The following is a 17,105-nucleotide window of genomic DNA, read 5'->3' as shown; positions in this document are numbered from 1 at the left end:
CCTACACCGCCGGAATCACCGCCGACACCCGGAAACCCCCCGCCTCCGTCGGCCCCGACACGAACACCCCGCCCAGACCCACCACCCGCTCCCTCATCCCCACCAACCCATTGCCCCCCGACGGCAACCGCGCCGACGAAGCCGACCCCACCTCCGGCGGCGGCTCGTTCTCCACCTGCATCGCGATCTCCGCCACCCGATGCGCCAACCGCACGTGCGTCTTCGCCCCCGCCGCGTGCTTGTGCACGTTCGTCAACGCCTCCTGCACCACCCGGTACGCCGTCTGCTCGACCTCCGCCGCGTACGACCGCACCTCCCCCTCCACCGACAACCGCACCACCATCCCCGCAGCCGCCGACTGCCCCACCAACTCCTCCAACTCCGACAGACACGGCCCCTCACCCTCCTCCACCGCCCGCGCGGCCACCACCGTCACCGCCGCGGCCGCCACCGACGCCCGCCGCTCCCCCTCACCACCGCTGCGCAACACCCCCAGCATCTCCCGCAGCTCCGTCAACGCCTGCCGCCCCATGTCCCCCACCAACGCGGCATTGCGCACCGCCTTCTCCGGATCCTTGCGCGCAACCGCCTGCAACGCCGCCGCATGCACCACCATCAGACTCACCCGGTGCGCCACCACGTCGTGCATCTCCCGCGCGATCCGCGTCCGCTCCTCGCCCCGCGCCCACTCGGCCCGCTCCTCCGCCCGCTCCGCGAGCAACTGGAGCTCCCGCTCCAGGCTGTCCGCCCGCTCCCGCAGACTCTCCATCAACCGCCGCCGCGCCCCCACGTACAGCCCCAGCAACACCGGCGGCGCCGTCAACCCCAACGACGTCGTGATCGACGCGAACGGGACGAACCAGTCCCCCAGGTCCAGATCCCCCCGCACCATGTCCTGCCGCACCCGCACGAACGTCACGATCAACGTCCCCACCAGCTGCATCCCCGCCAACGACCCGATGATCCGCCGGGGCAGCTCCGACGCGGCCAGCGTGTACAGCCCCACGATGCCCATCAGGAAACCCATCTGGGCAGGCGTGATCGCGATCGCCACCAGCACCACCGCGATCGGCCACTGCCGGCGCACCAACAGCACCGAACCCGCCAGCAGCCCGAAAACCACCCCCGCCGCCACCGGGATCCCCGCGTCCCGCGCGAACGGAACCCCCTCCACCGCGCACTCCACGGCGGACACCGCCGCCAGGCTCCAGTCGAACACCGCGCTGCGACGCCTGCTCCACCACAACGGCCCTCCCCGAGCCGTCGCGTGCTCTTCCCCCGTCGTGGTCATGCCCCCAGCCTACGGGCGCGCCCCCCGGCTTTTCCGGCGAGTTTCCACGACCGCCCCACACCACCCCCCGCAACCGAACAACACCGAAACCCCCCGGTATCCCTCGAACGGCTGAACCACACGCGTTCGACCCCGGAACCCTCCATTCCGCCCGGACGGTATGCCCATGGCACATTCCCACGGCAAGTACGCGGACTTCGAGGGACTGCGGGAGCGGGCGGTCGCCCTGCGACGGGCGGGCCACAGCCTCCGGCAGATCCGCGACGAACTCGAGGTCCACAACAAGGAGACCCTCCAGCGCCTCGTCGAGGGCGAGCCGCCCCCGGAGTGGACGAAGCGGCCACGAGCGAAGGACGACCTCCGGCAGAGGGCGCGTGAGCTACGACAGCAGGGCTGGACGTACAACCAGATCCAGGCCGAGCTGGGGTGTTCGAAGAGCTCGGTGTCGCTTTGGGTACGGGACTTGCCCCGCCCTGAGCCCAAGTGCGCACCCGAAGAACAACGAGCCCGCATGAACGCAGGCCTCGCGCGGCTGCGCGCCTCCCAGGACCGCGAGAGGACGGAAACCAAACGGGAAGCAGCTGCAGCAATCGGTGACCTCTCCGGCCGGGAGTTGTTCCTTCTGGGCGTCGCCCTCTATTGGGCGGAGGGCACGAAGGACAAGCCTCATGCCCGCCGTGAGTGCGTGGAGTTCGTCAACAGCGACCCCGGAATGATCACCGTCTTCCTCGCCTGGCTGGATCTTTTCGAGGTGAGTCGCGATCGACTGCACTGTCGCGTCATGATCCACGAGACTGCAGACGTCGCCGCTGCCGAACGCTACTGGGCCGATCTCGTGGGTATCGACAGGTCAGCCCTGGGCAAGACGGTTCTCAAGAAGCACAAGCCGACGACCGTGCGCAAGAACACGGGAGACACCTATCGGGGCTGCCTCGGCATCAAAGTCCGACAAGGGGCCGATCTGTACCGTCGCATCGAGGGCGCCTGGTACGGCATAGTAGGGGCTGCCTGTCCGGGCGATCTATCGAACCGGACATAAGGGCGATCCCGGGTCGTCTAAGGGCAGGACAGCGTCTTTTGGTGTCGCTTATGGAGGTTCGAATCCTTCCCCGGGAGCCCGAGTGAACGTGGGCCCTGACAGCAAGGTCAGGGCCCACTCTCATGTCTGCCAAGAAACGCCCCGGTATCCTTCGGGTGTCTCCACCCCTACACAGCCGAAGGGCAATTCCGTGAGCGCCATTCGCCCGGCAGCCGTCGTCGTTCTCGCAGCGGGTGAGGGCACCCGTATGAAGTCGGCCACACCGAAGGTCCTGCATGACATCTGCGGCCGCAGCCTCGTCGGTCACGTCCTGGCCGCCGCCCGGGAGTTGGACCCCGAGAACCTGGTCGTCGTGATCGGTCACGCGCGGGAGAAGGTCACCGCGCACCTGAACGAGATCGACCCGGACGTCCGCACCGCGGTCCAGGCGGAGCAGAACGGCACCGGGCACGCCGTCCGGATGGGGCTGGAGCAGCTCGGCGGCGCGGTCGACGGGACCGTGGTCGTCGTGTGCGGTGACACCCCGCTGCTGACGGGTGCGACGCTCGCCCGGCTCGCCGCCACCCACCAGGAGGACGGCAACGCGGTGACGGTGCTGACGGCGGAGGTGCCGGACGCGACGGGGTACGGCCGGATCGTGCGGGACGGGGCCTCGGGGGCCGTGACGGCGATCGTGGAGCACAAGGACGCGACGGAGGCGCAGCGGGGGATCCGTGAGATCAACTCCGGTGTGTTCGCGTTCGACGGGCAGCTCCTCGCGGAGGCGCTGAAGCAGGTCCGCACGGACAACAGTCAGGGTGAGGAGTACCTGACGGACGTCCTGGGGATCCTGCGCGAGGCGGGGCACCGCGTGGGTGCTTCCGTGGCGGCCGATCACCGGGAGATCGCCGGCATCAACAACCGGGTGCAGCTCGCGGAGGCTCGTCGGATCCTGAACGACCGTCTCCTGACCGAGGCGATGCTGGCGGGTGTGACGGTCGTGGACCCGGCGACGACGTGGGTCGACGTCACCGTCACGTTCGGGCAGGACGCGGTGGTGCATCCGGGGACGCAGCTCCAGGGGGCCACGCAGGTCGGTGAGGGTGCGGAGGTCGGCCCCAACAGCCGGCTGAAGGACACGGTGGTCGGTGCGGGGGCCCGTGTCGACAACACGGTCTCCACCGGCGCCCACATCGGTCCGGAGGCGAGCGTGGGTCCGTTCGCGTATCTGCGTCCGGGGACGCGTCTGGGGGCGAAGGGCAAGATCGGCACGTACGTGGAGACGAAGAACGCGTCGATCGGTGAGGGGACGAAGGTTCCGCATCTGTCGTACGTGGGTGACGCGACGATCGGCGAGTACTCGAACATCGGTGCGGCGAGTGTGTTCGTGAACTACGACGGGCAGGACAAGCACCACACGACGGTGGGGTCGCACTGCCGTACGGGTTCGGACAACATGTTTGTGGCTCCTGTCACGATCGGGGACGGCGCGTACACCGCCGCGGGGTCCGTGATCACGAAGGACGTGCCGCCCGGTTCGCTGGCCGTGGCCCGTGGTCAGCAGCGGAATATCGAGGGTTGGGTGGCGCGCAAGCGTCCGGGCAGTGCGGCGGCGAAGGCGGCCGAGGCGGCTTCCGGGCAGGGCGGTGGCGAGGACTGACCGGGAACGGTCGCGTCGAACACGGCGTACCGTGATAAGTGCACAACCCGCACCCCACCAGCTGAGACGGCCGCGTCGCGCCCAGTGGCGCGGTCGGTGGACAGTCGGCTGAGACACCTCTGAGGAGACAGTGCTGTGACCGGGATCAAGACGACCGGCGAGAAGAAGATGATGTTCTTCTCCGGCCGCGCCCACCCCGAGCTTGCCGAGGAGGTCGCCCACCAGCTGGGTGTCGGGGTCGTCCCGACGAAGGCCTTCGACTTCGCCAATGGTGAGATCTACGTCCGTTACCAGGAGTCGGCCCGTGGTGCGGACTGCTTCCTGATCCAGAGCCACACGGCTCCGATCAACAAGTGGATCATGGAGCAGTTGATCATGATCGACGCGCTGAAGCGGGCGTCGGCCCGTTCGATCACGGTGATCGTGCCGTTCTACGGTTACGCGCGGCAGGACAAGAAGCACCGGGGTCGTGAGCCGATCTCGGCGCGGCTGATCGCGGATCTGATGAAGACGGCGGGTGCGGACCGGATCCTCACGGTGGATCTGCACACGGACCAGATCCAGGGCTTCTTCGACGGTCCGGTGGACCACCTGTTCGCGCTGCCGCTGCTGGCGGACTACGTGGGCGCGAAGGTCGACCGGGAGAAGCTGACGGTCGTGTCTCCGGACGCGGGCCGTGTGCGGGTGGCGGACCGTTGGTGCGACCGGCTGGGCGCGCCGCTGGCGATCGTGCACAAGCGGCGCGACAAGGACGTGGCGAACCAGGTGACGGTCCACGAGGTCGTGGGCGAGGTCAAGGGCCGGGTGTGCGTCCTGGTCGACGACATGATCGACACGGGTGGCACGATCTGCGCGGCCGCGGACGCGTTGTTCGCGCACGGTGCGGAGGACGTGATCGTGACGGCGACGCACGGTGTGCTGTCGGGGCCGGCCGCGGACCGTCTGAAGAACTCGAAGGTGAGCGAGTTCGTGTTCACGAACACGCTGCCGACGCCGTCGGAGCTGGAGCTGGACAAGATCACGGTGCTGTCGATCGCTCCGACGATCGCGAGTGCGGTGCGTGAGGTGTTCGAGGACGGTTCGGTGACGAGCCTGTTCGACGAGCAGTGAGCGGCTGGAGGGGCTGTTAGCTCCTCCGGTTGACCGCCCGTGCCGGGTGTTCATGGTCGACTTCTCTGTGGCCTCCTTCGCCGAGTAGACTGTTGCAGTTGCTCGGCGAGGGAGGCCGTTGCCGTTTTCGTGACGGTGGCGGCGGTCCGTTATCGACGCGCTCTTCGTAGCAGGCCGTTCGTGGCCGGGTGACCACGTCCGTTCCCATTCCTACGAGGAGTGATCCACATGTCCGAGGTGAAGATCGCCGCCGAGACGCGCACCGAGTTCGGCAAGGGTGCCGCGCGCCGTGTCCGTCGCGACAACAAGGTTCCGGGTGTTCTGTACGGTCACGGCACGGAGCCGGTGCACCTGACGCTGCCGGGCCACGACCTGCTGCTGGCGCTGCGCACGCCGAACGTGCTGATCTCGCTGGACATCGACGGCAAGTCGAACGAGCTGGCGATCCCGAAGGCGGTGCAGCGTGACCCGCTGAAGGGTTTCCTGGAGCACGTGGACCTGCTGCTGGTCAAGCGGGGCGAGAAGGTCACGGTCGAGATCCCGGTGCAGACCGAGGGTGAGCTGGCTCCCGGCGGGAACCTGCTGGAGCACGTCCTGAACGCGCTGCCGGTGGAGGCCGAGGCGACGCACATCCCCGAGGCCGTCACGGTGTCGGTGGAGGGTCTGGAGGCCGGTGCGTCGGTGCACGCGAAGGACATCGCGCTGCCGAGCGGTGTGACCCTGGCCGTCGACGAGGACGCGGTCGTCCTGCAGGTCCTGGCCGCGCAGGTCGAGGAGGCCGCCGAGGGCGAGGCCGTCGAGGGCGAAGAGGCCGCGGAGGCCTGATCCCCACCGTCGTCGTTCGTTCGTCAGCCGCTGTTCCCGCGTGTCGTGCGCGGGGACGGCGGCTGGCGCGTATCAAGGAGACATGGACGTGGCGAGCGATGCCAGTGCCCCTTGGCTGATCGTGGGGCTGGGCAATCCGGGTCCGGAGTACGCGATGAACCGGCACAACGTGGGGTTCATGGTGGCCGATCTGCTGGCGGAGCGGATCGGGGGGAGGTTCAAGCGGGCGGGCAAGGCGCAGGCGCAGGTGGTCGAGGGGCGGATGGGTCCGCCGGGGCCGGCGAACCGGCGGGTGGTGCTGGCGAAGCCGATGTCGTACATGAATCTGTCGGGCGGGCCGGTGAACGCGTTGCGGGACTTCTACAAGGTGCCGGTGGGGAACGTGGTCGCGGTGCACGACGAGCTGGACATCGACTACGGGACGCTGCGTCTGAAGCTGGGGGGCGGGGACAACGGGCACAACGGGCTGAAGTCCATGACGAAGGCGTTCGGCGCGGATTACCACCGGGTGCGGTGCGGGATCGGGCGGCCGCCGGGGCGGATGCAGGTGGCGGATTTCGTGTTGCGGGACTTCTCGTCGGCGGAGCGCAAGGAGTTGGACTGGTTCGTGGACCGGGCGGCGGATGCGGTGGAGTGTCTGGTGCTGGAGGGGTTGGAGCGGGCGCAGAGCACGTACAACTCCTGATGCGTCCCCCGGGGAGGTTGACGGACCGTTCAGGCATGGCCAATGATCCCCGCCATGCCTGCCACTGCCGCTTCCTCCCCTCGGGCGTCGTCTCCTCGGGCGTCGTCCCGCCGGGCGCCGTCCCGTCGGGCGCCGTCCCACCGGGGGGTGTCCCGTAGAGGTGCGTCCCGCAAGGGGGCGTCCGCGGGGTCGTGCCGTGCGGCCTCGGCCGTCGCGTTGCGGTGGGGCCGGTCGGCGGCGATGGGCGCGGTGGCCCTGCTGATCCTGCTCGCGGGGGTGTGGGGGTCGTGGGGGACGGCGCAGCACGTGATGCTGACGAAGGGGCGGGAGCAGGGCACGATCGAGGTGGCCCGGTGCGGTGCCGCGTCGTGCACGGGCCCGTACACGCCGTTGTCGGCGGGGTCGACGGCGCGGGCGCGGGTGGTGATCGAGAAAACGGTGGCCGTGCGGGCGGGTGAGACGTACACGGTGGTGATCAAGCCGGACAGCGACGAGGTGGTGCGGTCGGGTCCGGCGGGGGTGCTGTACTCGTGGGTGCCGATGGGGGGTGCGCTGTTGCTGGCGTCGGTGGTGGTCGCGGGTGGTCTGGGGCGGACGCGGGCCGGGTGGGTGCTGGCGGGTTCGGGGGTGGCGCTGTTGACGGCGGTGTTCGCGACGATCTGAGGTGCCGGGCGTTCCGGTGGGGATCTGTGCGGGATGTGTGTGTTGCCTGTTCGTGATTGACCTTGGGTCAGTGCGGGATGGATGCTGAGCCGCCCCCTCCGCTTCCTCCCCTTTCGTCACTCGAAGATGGACTGCCCCATGCGTACCCTCACTCGGGCCGGCGTCGTCGCCGTCGCTTCCTCGGCGGCGTTGCTGCTGGCTCCCGTCGCTCATGCGACGAACGGCGACAACGGCGACGTGAAGACCCACAGCTCCACGACCGACGAGTTCGACCAGCGCGACGAGCCGAAGGTCTGCTCGTTCTATCTCGACGCCTTCCACTTCGACGGCCTGCAGCGGGTCGACTGGCGCATCGAGGCCTGGGCGGACAACGAGGTCGACAAGGGCGTGACGGTCGGGACGGGTTCGATCACGCTGGACGCGGACGGTCACGGCCGGACGCAGGACCTGTCGCTGGCGGACGGTCAGTACAAGCTGTTCTGGAACTTCGACGGCGAGAAGGGGGCCGCGAAGCACAAGGTGTTCAAGGTGGACTGCGGTCAGGAGGGCGGCGGCGGTTCGTCCGCGTCGCCGTCGGGTTCCGCCTCGGCTTCCGCCTCCGCGTCCCCGTCGGCGTCCGCTTCGTCGTCGCCCTCGCCGGGTTCCTCGGCCCCGGCGTCCGTGGAGCCGTCGGGTTCCACGGGTGCGACCCCGTCGTCGGCGGCCACCGCGCAGGGTGGCGGCGGCGATCTGGCCGAGACGGGCAACGGTGTTCCGGTCGGTGTCCTGGCGGCCGTCTCGGCGGCGCTGCTGGGCGCGGGCGGTTACCTGGTGGTGCGGCGGCGCCGCGCCTGACGCCGGATGTGACGACAGGGGTGCCCCCGGGCTCGTACGGAGCCCGGGGGCACCCCTGTGTGCGCGGTGGGGGTCAGCCGGTGTTGCGCAGGCCGGCTGCCACGCCGTTGACGGTGAGGAGGAGGGCGCGAGCGAGGAGGGGGTCGGGTTCCTGGCCGGCGGCCGCGGCGTCACGCTGCCGCTTGAGCAGGGTGACCTGGAGGTAGGAGATGGGGTCGAGGTAGGCGTCGCGGATGGCGAAGGTCTGCTTGAGGACGGGCTGGGCGTCCAGCAGTTCCCGCTCCCCGGTGATCTTGAGGACTTCGGCGACGGTCAGCTCGTGTTCGGCGCGGATGGTGTCGAAGACGTGCTTGAGCTCGTCGGGGACGAGGGTGTCGACGTAGTGGCGGGCGATCCGCAGGTCGGTCTTGGCGAGGGTCATCTCGACGTTGGACACGAAGTTGCGGAAGAAGTGCCACTGTTCGTGCATCTCGTCGAGGACGGTGTCGAGGCCGGCCTCGCGCAGGGCCTTGAGGCCGGAGCCGACGCCGAACCAGCCGGGGACGATCTGCCGGGACTGGGTCCAGCCGAAGACCCAGGGGATGGCGCGCAGGCCGTCGAGCGAGACGCCGGAGCCGGGGCGGCGGGAGGGCCGGGAGCCCAGGTGCAGGTCGGCGAGCTGGTCCACCGGCGTCGACGCGAGGAAGTACGTCGGCAGGTCGGGGTCCTCGACGAGCCTGCGGTAGGCGGCGTGGGCGGCGTCGGACATGACGTCCATGGCGGCGTCCCAGCGGGCGAGGGCCTCGTCGGACTGGCGGGGGGCGGTGTGCAGGGCGGAGGCCTGCAGGGTGGCCGCGACGGTCAGTTCGAGGTTCTCCCTGGCCAGGGAGGGGATGAGGTACTTGTCGGAGATGACCTCGCCCTGTTCGGTGACCTTGATCTCGCCTTCGAGGGTGCCCCAGGGCTGGGCGAGGATGGCGTCGTGGGAGGGGCCGCCGCCGCGGCCGACGGTGCCGCCGCGGCCGTGGAAGAGGCGCAGGCGGACGCCGTAGCGGTGGGCGACGTCGCGCAGGCGGCGCTGGGCGCGGTGGATCTCCCACTGGCTGGTGGTGATGCCGCCGAACTTGGAGGAGTCGCTGTAGCCGAGCATGACCTCCTGGACGTCTCCGCGCAGGGCGACGAGCCTGCGGTAGGAGGGGTCGGAGAGCATGTCCTCGAGGATGGTGTCGGCGGCCTTGAGCTCGTCGGTGGTCTCGAGGAGGGGCACGATGCCGATCTTCGCCCAGCCGGCGTGCAGGTCGATGAGGCCGGCTTCACGGGCGAGGACGGCGGCGGCGAAGACGTCGTCGGCGCCCTGGCACATGGAGATGATGTAGGACTCGATGACCTCGGGGCCGAAGACCTCCAGGGCGCGCTTGACGGTGAGGAAGACGCCGAGGGTCTTCTCGCCGGCGGCGTCGACGGGGGCCGGGGTGGGGGCCAGGGGCCTTCTGGAGCGGAGTTCCTTCGCGAGGAGCTTGGTGCGGTACTCGCGGGGCATGTCGGTGTAGCGCCAGGATTCCTCGCCGAGGCGGTCGAAGAGCTGGCCGAGGGCGTGGTGGTGGGCGTCGGCGTGCTCGCGGACGTCCATGGTGGCGAGCTGGAGGCCGAAGGCGGCGAGGGTGCGGATGGTGCGGTTCATGCGGCCGTCGGCGAAGAGCGCGCCGCGGTGTTCGCGCAGGGAGCTCTGGATCAGGGTGAGGTCCTGGAGCAGCTCGCTGGTGCCGAGGTAGTCGTGGCCGGGCACGTGGGGGGTGCCCTTGGCGAGGCGCTGCTTGGTGTTCTCCAGCTTCTGCCGGATGCAGGTGGCCTTGAGGCGGTAGGGCTCCTCGGCGTTGAGGCGCTTGTAGCGGGGGCTGATCTCGGGGAGGGCGTCGAGGTCGGCCTGGAGGGAGGCGAGGAGTTCCTCGGTGGCGCCGGTGTAGCGGATGGAGTTGGAGAGGAAGCCGCGGAGTTCGTCGATCATCTCCAGGGCGTCGTTGATGCCGTGTTCGTGCTGGAGGATGAGGACGTCCCAGGTGACCTGGGGGGTGACGTTGGGGTTGCCGTCGCGGTCGCCGCCGATCCAGGTGCCGAAGGTCAGCGGGCGGGTGCCCTCCGGGAGGGTGACGCCGACGCGTTCGAGTTCGGCGGTGAGGTCCTCCAGGACGTCTCCGACGGCCCCCGCGTGGAGTTCGTCGAGGTAGTAGATGGCGTTGCGGGCCTCGTCGGCGGGTTCGGGGCGGACGACGCGCAGTTCGTCGGTCTGCCACACGAGGTCGATGTTCTCCGCCAGCCGGGTGTCGTGGCGGCGGCGGTCGGACTCGATGACGGGGGTCTCCAGGAGCGCGGCGATGCGCCGGAGCTTGTTGAGGACGGAACGGCGTGCGGCCTCGGTGGGGTGGGCGGTGAAGACGGGGCGGACGTTGAGGTTGCCGACGGTCTCGCGGACGTGTTCGGGGTCGGCGTCCTTGAGGCGGTCGGCGGTGCGGGAGAGGAGGCCGCCCTCGGCGGCGCGCCTGGCGCGCAGTTCGCGGCCGCGGTGGACCTGCTCGGTGACGTTGGCCAGGTGGAAGTAGGTGGAGAAGGCGCGGACCAGCTTGGCCGCGGTCTCCAGTTCGGTGCCGCGCAACAGTTCGGCGGCTGCCTCGCCGTCCTCGCGGGTGAGGCGGCGGACCTTTTCGACCAGGTCGAGGAGCTCGGGCCCTTCCTGCCGGACGAGGGTCTCCCCGAGGAGGTCACCCAGTCGGCGGATGTCGGCGCGCAGCTCGGTGCTGGTCGTCGTCTGGTCGTCGGCACTGCTCACAGGTGCGGCTCCTTGCAGTGTTGAAGCTCGTCCGGGAGGGGAACCCGTCAGACCGGGCCGGGCGGCGGCTGCCGCATACGGGCCGGACGTCAGGGAAGACATCAGAGCGGACCGCGCTGTCCGACCGTCTCCAAGGATAGGTGTCCATGTGGACGCGCAGGCTCTCGGGCTCTTGCCGCCGGGCACCGCACTGCCATACTTACGACGCCGTAGGTTACGGAACCGTAGGAAGTGACCCGGCGGTTGCCGTCCCGGCTTCTGTCTCGATTCCACGACCCCACAGGGGACGCGCATGACCACAAGCTCCGACGTGATCGAAGAACCTTCGAAGGCGCCTGACGACTCCTCCGCGCTCTCCGCCACGCTGGGTGGCGAACAGAAGCGCTCGATCGAGCAGATCACGCTGCTGCTCTTCATCACCGTCCCGTTCCTGGCGCTGCTGGCGGCGGTTCCGCTGGCGTGGGGCTGGGGGGTGAGCTGGCTGGACCTCGGTCTGCTGGTCTTCTTCTACTTCCTCGGGTGCCACGGCATCACCATCGGTTTCCACCGGTACTTCACGCACGGTTCCTTCAAGGCCAAGCGGCCCCTGCGGATCGCGCTGGCGATCATGGGGTCGATGGCGGTGGAGGGTCCGCTGGTGCGGTGGGTGGCCGATCACCGCAAGCACCACAAGTTCTCCGACGCGGAGGGCGACCCGCATTCGCCGTGGCGGTTCGGCGAGACGGTCCCGGCGCTGATGAAGGGCCTGTGGTGGGCGCACATCGGCTGGATGTTCGACGAGGAGCAGACACCGCAGGACAAGTACGCACCCGACCTGATCAAGGATCCGGCCATAAGGGCGATCTCCCGCCAGTTCGTGCTGTGGACGGCGGTGTCGCTGGCGCTGCCGGCGTTGATCGGCGGGCTGGTCACGATGTCCTGGTGGGGGGCGTTCACCGGGTTCTTCTGGGGTTCGCTGGTGCGGGTGGCGCTGCTGCACCACGTGACGTGGTCGATCAACTCGATCTGCCACGCGGTGGGCAAGCGGCCGTTCAAGTCGCGGGACCGTTCGGGCAACGTGTGGTGGCTGGCAGTGCTGTCGTGCGGGGAGTCGTGGCACAACCTGCACCACGCCGATCCGACGTCGGCGCGGCACGGGGTGGAGCGCGGGCAGGTGGACTCGTCGGCGCGTTTCATCCGCTGGTTCGAGATGCTCGGCTGGGCGTACGACGTGCGCTGGCCGTCACGCTCGCGTATCGATTCGCGCCGGAACACGGGCGGGGACGGCTCCCGACGCCGGAAGGCGGCCGCTGAAGCGGCATGATGGACGCCGTGGCGACCGACTCCAGCAGTAACCCGAGCGATGAGAAGCCGCGGCGAGCGCGTCGCACCCGGATGACCGGTGCCGAGCGCCGCCAGCAGTTGCTGGAGATCGGTCGCACCCTCTTCGCGGCGAAGGGGTTCGAGGGCACGTCGGTGGAGGAGATCGCGGCGAAGGCCGGGGTGTCCAAGCCGGTGGTGTACGAGCACTTCGGCGGCAAGGAGGGGCTGTACGCGGTCGTCGTGGACCGGGAGATGCGCCGGCTGCTGGACATGGTGACCGGTTCGCTGACGGCCGGGCATCCCCGGGAGCTGTGCGAGCAGGCGGCGTTCGCGCTGCTGGACTACATCGAGGAGTACACGGACGGTTTCCGCATCCTGGTGCGGGACTCGCCCATCCCGCAGTCGACGGGTTCCTTCGCGTCCCTCATCTCGGACATCGCCACCCAGGTGGAGGACATCCTGGGCCGCGAGTTCAAGAGCCGCGGCTTCGATCCGAAGCTGGCGCCGCTGTACGCGCAGGCGCTGGTGGGGATGGTGGCGTTGACGGGGCAGTGGTGGCTGGACGTGCGCCGCCCGAAGAAGGCGGAGGTGGCGGCGCACCTGGTGAACCTGGCGTGGCACGGCCTGGACGGCCTGGAGCAGAAGCCCCGGCTGATAGGGCACCGCAAGAGCTGAGGAAGATGTCACAAGGTTCATCTTGTGACGCCATGTGCGCATGACTGAGATCGCGATCAGCGCAGCCCGTTCCCAGCTCGGCGATCTGGTGCGCCGCGCGGCCCACGGACGCGAGACCATCGCCCTCACCGACCACGGCCACGTGGCGGCGCTCCTCGTCTCCCCACAGGTCATAGAGGATCTCGAAGACGCCCTCGCGGTCGCCGACCACCGGCGGCGCAAGGCGGAGGGCTCCCTCACCGAGGGCATCCCCCACGAAGAGGTCGGGCGCATGCTGGGGCTGCGTCCGTGACCTACCGCATCATCTGGGAGCCGGCCGCCACGGATCAGGCATTGCGCTTCCTCAAGGACGACCCGGCCGGACTCGCCTCCGTCTACGAGGCCGTCGACAAGCTGGCGGAGGAACCACGCCCCGCCAACTCCTTCGCCTACGGGCCGGAGACGCGCCGCCTGCGCGTCGGCGACTACCGGGTCCTCCACCTCGTCGACGACGACGTGATCCGCGTTCTCGTCACCCATCCGGGTCGCACGCCGTAGGCGGCCTCACCCCTTCTTCACGGCCACGGCGAACAGGCGGCGGAAGGGCAGGACCGTGCCGTAGTCGTGGCGCGGGTAGGCGCGGCGCAGGAGGTCGCGGTACTCGGCGACGAAGGCGTCGCGGGCGTCGGGGTCGTCGGCGAGGGCGTCGAGGACGGGCCGCAGTCCGGTGCCCTTGACCCAGTCGAGGACGGGGTCCTCGCCCGCGAGGACGTGGTGGTACGTCGTCGTCCACACGTCGGTCGCGCAGCCGAGGCGGGCGAGCCGGTCGAGGTAGACGCCGGGGGCGTGGACGGAGTCCTCGGGGCGCGGGACGGAGCCGAGGCGGTCCTTCCAGCGGGGGGTGCGGGCCAGGTCGCGCAGGAGGGCGTGCAGGGGCGCGTCGAGGTTGTGGGGGACCTGGAAGGCGAAGGTGCCGCCGGGGGCGAGGCCGTCGAGCCAGGCGGGGAAGGCGTCGAGGTGGCCGGGGACCCAGTGGAGGGCCGCGTTGGAGACGATCAGGTCGTACGTCTCCGCCGGCGTCCAGGTGGTGAGGTCGGCGTACGCGAAGTCGAGGTGCGGGCCGGCGTACGCCTGGGCGCGGTCGAGCATCTGCGGGGAGTTGTCGTAGCCGGTGACGCGGGCGGTGGGCCAGCGGTCGGCGAGGACGGCGGTGACGTTGCCGGGGCCGCAGCCGAGGTCGGCGATGCGCGGTGGCCCGGCGGGCGGCTTCGCGGGCACCTCGGGGACGCGGGCGAGGAGGTCGGCGAAGGGGCGGGCGCGGTGGTCGGCGTGACGGAGGTACTGCGCGGGGTCCCAGGTGGGGTTGGTCATGTCCTCCACTCTCCTCCCCCATTTCTCTCGACGTCAAGAGACTTGACATCAAGAGACTTCATGTCGACACAACCACTACACTGATCGTCATGGAGGACGAGGTCGATCGGCTGGTCGCAGCGTGGCGCCGGGAGCGCCCGGACCTCGACGTGGAGCCGCTGGAAGTGCTCAGCCGGGTGAGCAGGCTGGCCCGGCACCTGGACCGGGCGCGCCGTCTGGCGTTCTCCGAACACCAGTTGGAGCCCTGGGAGTTCGACGTCCTGACGGCGCTCAGGCGGGCCGGGGTGCCGTACCAGCTGTCGCCGGGGCAGCTGCTGACCCAGACCCTGGTCACGTCGGGCACGATGACGAACCGCATCGACCGGCTCGCGAAGAAGGGCCTGGTGGAGCGGCTGCCGGATCCCAGCGACCGGCGCGGTGTGCTGGTGCGCCTCACGGACGACGGCAAGGACCGCGCCGACCAGGCGCTGTCCGGGCTGCTCGACCAGGAGCGGGCGATCCTGGCCGAGCTGTCCCACGCGCAGCGCGGCGAACTGGCGGGTCTGCTCCGCCTGTTGACCGCGCCGTTCGACAACATCCCCGGCTGAGGCCGCGGACACCGGGCGTACGGCGACGCCCCCCGGTGGGCGCCGGGCCGCCGCAGGCGCCCAGGGGCGCGGGGAACGGCGCGCCCGGCCACGACGAACCCGCACCCGCACCCGCACCCGCCTCGCCCGCGGGGATCAGGCGCTGCTGCTCGCCTCCGGCATGATCCGTCCGGTGGGCCCCAGGTCCACCGGCCCCACGCCCGCCCTGCGGGCCAGGGCGACCGCGGCCAGGGTGGAGTGGACGCCCAGTTTGCCGAGGACGTTCTGCATGTGGGTGCGGACGGTGTGCGGGGAGAGGAACAGCCGCTCGGCGACGGCCTTGCGGCCCAGGCCCGCGACCATGCAGCGCAGCACCTCCCGCTCGCGCGGGGTGAGGGACTCGACGAGCCGCTCGCTCTCGGTGCGGTGCTTGCGCGCGGCGGTCAGTTCCTTGAGCACGCCCGTCAGCAGGGCGGGCGGCAGGTGCGTCTCCTCGCGCAGCACCCCGCGGATGACGGTGAGCAGCCGCGACAGCGAGCAGTCCTTCGCGACCCAGCCGCAGGCCCCGGCCTGCAGGGCGAGCGCCGCCCGGCGCGGGTCGTCCTTCTCGGCGAGGACGACGACCCGGACGTGCGGCTGGGCGCTGCGGACCCCGGCGACCAGGGATATGCCGTCGACCAGCCCGTCCTCGCCCGCGTCCGGCACGGGCACGGCGGGCCGCGCGCCGGGCGGACGGCCGCCCAGATCGGCGTCGACGAGCAGCACGTCGTACCGGCGTCCCTCGACGGTCGCGCGCTCCAGGCTGCGCAGGGCCGCCGGGCCGCTGCCGGCGGCGGAGACGTCGACGTCGGGCTCGGCGGCCAGTGCGGCGGCGAGCGACTCGGCGAAGATACGGTGGTCGTCGACGACCAGGACTCGGATGCGAACCACGAAACCCCCTTCCCCAGGCTCCTCCACGGAGCAGGGGATACCCCAGGTCCGGAGAACGACGACCGGCGCGGGCACGACGCCCGCGGGGCGGTGCGCGTCGCACGGCCGCCGCCGTGCTGACATCGATACCCCCACCGCGGGCGCCGTACCCGACTGTCTCGCCCCCTGATCAGCACCGGCCCCCACCGGCGCTGTTCACAGGGTAGGGCTGTGGGCCCGTAGCGGAAGGCAATTTGCAGAACTGGCCGCCCGGCGCGTTTATGGTGTGCCGCATGTTTCGTCTTGAGACAGAAGTCGACAGGACGCGGCGGGAACAGCTCCGGCTGCGGCTCCTCGACGCGAACACGGCGGCCTCCCCGATCCTGCGCGCCCTGCGCGGCACGCCCGCCGAACGCGAGGCCCCGCTGCACGTGTGGGCGACGGACCGCGCGGGCGAGCTGGCCGGCGGGCTCGTCGGCCACACCTGGACCGCGTGGCTGCACGTCACCTACCTCTGGGTCGACGAACGCCACCGCGGCGCGGGCCTGGGCACCCGCCTGCTGACGGAGGCCGAGCGCCTCGCGCACCGGGAGCGGGGCTGCCGGCGGGTGCGGCTGGAGACCTGGGACTTCCAGGCGCCGGGGTTCTACCGGAAGCTCGGCTACGAGGTGGTGTGCGTGATCGAGGACTATCCGCCGGGCCTCACGGAGTACACGCTGACCAAGCGGCTGGGCTGACCCGGGGCGTCAGAGTTCGTCGAGCGCGTCGGCCGAGACGTCGATGACGAGGTCGTACGGGGCGGACAGCTTCAGCCGGTCGCGGTGGACGCCGGTCGGGGCGTACGCCTTGGACACCGGGTCGAGCTCGTACGTGCGGACCACGGGCTGCCGGCCCGTGCCGCTCGCCTCGACCAGCCAGAAGTGCGGGATGCCCGCGGCGGCGTACTTGCGGGGCTTCGTCTCGTGGTCGCGGGCCTCGGAGTCGGGGGAGACGACTTCGACGGCGAGGAGGACGTCGGCGGCCTCGAAGCGGGTCTGCTCCAGCCCGGTGACGGCCTCGGCCCGCACGACGGAGAGGTCGGGCTCGGGACCGTTGCGACGGTCGAGGACGATGGTCATCTCACGCTCGACCTTCAGGTCCTCCGGAATCGTGCGGCGCAGGCCGTTCATCAGCAGTTCGATCATCTTGGCGTGGAAGCGCCGCTGCGGACTCACGAAAACCAGGCTCCCGTCGATCAGCTCGGTGTGCGGCGGGAGGTCGGGCAGCGTGAACAGGTCGTCCACGGTGTATCCGTCCTGGGGCGGCACCGGCCAGCGGCAGCCTGACGCGGCGGTCGGCTCGGCGAGGGGCTCGGCGGTCATGATTCCTCCCATGGACGGGATTCTCGGCCTGCCCGTCCACGGTAGCCGCCGGG

The 17,105-nt window shown here is 70.4% G+C and carries 18 protein-coding genes and 1 tRNA gene; 14 read left to right on the top strand and 5 right to left on the bottom strand.

Annotated elements, in window-relative coordinates; all coding sequences use genetic code 11:
• Position 1 precedes the first annotated feature (1 nt).
• Entirely contained in the window at positions 2–1,291 is a 1,290-nt protein-coding gene (locus tag ACH4F6_RS13620) for a sensor histidine kinase (protein WP_397960277.1), read from the bottom strand.
• A 166-nt stretch (positions 1,292–1,457) separates the two neighbouring features.
• On the opposite strand from ACH4F6_RS13620, the gene ACH4F6_RS13615 reads away from it, so the two are divergent.
• From ACH4F6_RS13615 to ACH4F6_RS13580, 8 genes are all read left to right on the top strand, one after another.
• Positions 1,458–2,330 (top strand): helix-turn-helix domain-containing protein, encoded by an 873-nt coding sequence (locus tag ACH4F6_RS13615; RefSeq protein ID WP_397960276.1) that lies wholly within the window; start codon positions 1,458–1,460, stop codon positions 2,328–2,330.
• 6 nt (positions 2,331–2,336) lie between these two features.
• A tRNA-Gln gene (locus ACH4F6_RS13610) sits at positions 2,337–2,407 on the top strand.
• A 113-nt stretch (positions 2,408–2,520) separates the two neighbouring features.
• Entirely contained in the window at positions 2,521–3,969 is a 1,449-nt protein-coding gene (gene glmU / locus ACH4F6_RS13605) for a bifunctional UDP-N-acetylglucosamine diphosphorylase/glucosamine-1-phosphate N-acetyltransferase GlmU (protein WP_397960275.1), read from the top strand.
• 135 nt (positions 3,970–4,104) lie between these two features.
• On the top strand, positions 4,105–5,079 hold the full coding sequence (locus tag ACH4F6_RS13600; protein ID WP_397960274.1) for a ribose-phosphate diphosphokinase: 975 nt from the start codon (positions 4,105–4,107) through the stop codon (positions 5,077–5,079).
• 228 nt (positions 5,080–5,307) lie between these two features.
• Positions 5,308–5,904, top strand: a complete 597-nt coding sequence (locus ACH4F6_RS13595; RefSeq protein WP_397960273.1) for a 50S ribosomal protein L25/general stress protein Ctc — start codon at positions 5,308–5,310, stop codon at positions 5,902–5,904.
• An 82-nt stretch (positions 5,905–5,986) separates the two neighbouring features.
• The gene (gene pth / locus ACH4F6_RS13590; RefSeq protein ID WP_397960272.1) at positions 5,987–6,589 is read left to right on the top strand and encodes an aminoacyl-tRNA hydrolase; all 603 of its coding nucleotides are present in this window, start codon (positions 5,987–5,989) and stop codon (positions 6,587–6,589) included.
• A gap of 42 nt (positions 6,590–6,631) precedes the next feature.
• A complete protein-coding gene (locus ACH4F6_RS13585; protein WP_397960271.1) occupies positions 6,632–7,252 on the top strand; it encodes a hypothetical protein in 621 nt (206 codons plus the stop codon).
• 138 nt (positions 7,253–7,390) lie between these two features.
• Entirely contained in the window at positions 7,391–8,086 is a 696-nt protein-coding gene (locus tag ACH4F6_RS13580; RefSeq protein WP_397960270.1) for an LPXTG cell wall anchor domain-containing protein, read from the top strand.
• A 73-nt stretch (positions 8,087–8,159) separates the two neighbouring features.
• Here ACH4F6_RS13580 and ppc read toward each other — a convergent pair whose 3' ends face one another.
• Positions 8,160–10,889 carry a phosphoenolpyruvate carboxylase gene (gene ppc, locus ACH4F6_RS13575; protein WP_397960268.1) on the bottom strand — a complete coding sequence of 910 codons (2,730 nt, stop codon included), beginning with the start codon at positions 10,887–10,889 and terminating at the stop codon, positions 8,160–8,162.
• A gap of 292 nt (positions 10,890–11,181) precedes the next feature.
• Between ppc and ACH4F6_RS13570 the strand changes: the two genes are divergently transcribed.
• From ACH4F6_RS13570 to ACH4F6_RS13555, 4 genes are read left to right on the top strand one after another with little or no spacing between them, the layout of a single operon-like run.
• The gene (locus ACH4F6_RS13570; protein ID WP_397960267.1) at positions 11,182–12,192 is read left to right on the top strand and encodes an acyl-CoA desaturase; all 1,011 of its coding nucleotides are present in this window, start codon (positions 11,182–11,184) and stop codon (positions 12,190–12,192) included.
• Positions 12,189–12,866 carry a TetR family transcriptional regulator gene (locus ACH4F6_RS13565; RefSeq protein ID WP_397960266.1) on the top strand — a complete coding sequence of 226 codons (678 nt, stop codon included), beginning with the start codon at positions 12,189–12,191 and terminating at the stop codon, positions 12,864–12,866. The genes ACH4F6_RS13570 and ACH4F6_RS13565 overlap by 4 nt, the downstream gene beginning before the upstream one ends.
• Positions 12,867–12,906: 40 nt before the next feature.
• Positions 12,907–13,158, top strand: a complete 252-nt coding sequence (locus ACH4F6_RS13560; RefSeq protein WP_397960265.1) for a type II toxin-antitoxin system Phd/YefM family antitoxin — start codon at positions 12,907–12,909, stop codon at positions 13,156–13,158.
• Positions 13,155–13,403 carry a type II toxin-antitoxin system RelE/ParE family toxin gene (locus tag ACH4F6_RS13555; protein WP_397960264.1) on the top strand — a complete coding sequence of 83 codons (249 nt, stop codon included), beginning with the start codon at positions 13,155–13,157 and terminating at the stop codon, positions 13,401–13,403. The genes ACH4F6_RS13560 and ACH4F6_RS13555 overlap by 4 nt, the downstream gene beginning before the upstream one ends.
• A gap of 6 nt (positions 13,404–13,409) precedes the next feature.
• Here ACH4F6_RS13555 and ACH4F6_RS13550 read toward each other — a convergent pair whose 3' ends face one another.
• Positions 13,410–14,216 carry a trans-aconitate 2-methyltransferase gene (locus ACH4F6_RS13550; protein WP_397960263.1) on the bottom strand — a complete coding sequence of 269 codons (807 nt, stop codon included), beginning with the start codon at positions 14,214–14,216 and terminating at the stop codon, positions 13,410–13,412.
• A gap of 89 nt (positions 14,217–14,305) precedes the next feature.
• Between ACH4F6_RS13550 and ACH4F6_RS13545 the strand changes: the two genes are divergently transcribed.
• On the top strand, positions 14,306–14,803 hold the full coding sequence (locus ACH4F6_RS13545) for a MarR family winged helix-turn-helix transcriptional regulator (RefSeq protein ID WP_397960262.1): 498 nt from the start codon (positions 14,306–14,308) through the stop codon (positions 14,801–14,803).
• A gap of 135 nt (positions 14,804–14,938) precedes the next feature.
• Here ACH4F6_RS13545 and ACH4F6_RS13540 read toward each other — a convergent pair whose 3' ends face one another.
• Positions 14,939–15,712, bottom strand: a complete 774-nt coding sequence (locus tag ACH4F6_RS13540) for a LuxR C-terminal-related transcriptional regulator (RefSeq protein WP_397960261.1) — start codon at positions 15,710–15,712, stop codon at positions 14,939–14,941.
• Positions 15,713–15,972: 260 nt separating this feature from the next.
• On the opposite strand from ACH4F6_RS13540, the gene ACH4F6_RS13535 reads away from it, so the two are divergent.
• Entirely contained in the window at positions 15,973–16,428 is a 456-nt protein-coding gene (locus ACH4F6_RS13535) for a GNAT family N-acetyltransferase (protein WP_397960349.1), read from the top strand.
• A 9-nt stretch (positions 16,429–16,437) separates the two neighbouring features.
• Here the strand turns inward: ACH4F6_RS13535 and ACH4F6_RS13530 are convergent, their stop codons facing one another.
• Positions 16,438–17,064 (bottom strand): Uma2 family endonuclease, encoded by a 627-nt coding sequence (locus ACH4F6_RS13530; RefSeq protein WP_397960260.1) that lies wholly within the window; start codon positions 17,062–17,064, stop codon positions 16,438–16,440.
• Positions 17,065–17,105: the final 41 nt, after the last annotated feature.

This window comes from Streptomyces sp. NPDC017936 (genome assembly GCF_044328485.1).
In the GTDB taxonomy this organism is placed as follows: domain Bacteria; phylum Actinomycetota; class Actinomycetes; order Streptomycetales; family Streptomycetaceae; genus Streptomyces.
The sequence above is the reverse complement of the archived record's forward strand: the minus strand, read 5'-3'. Positions and strand labels throughout refer to the sequence as shown.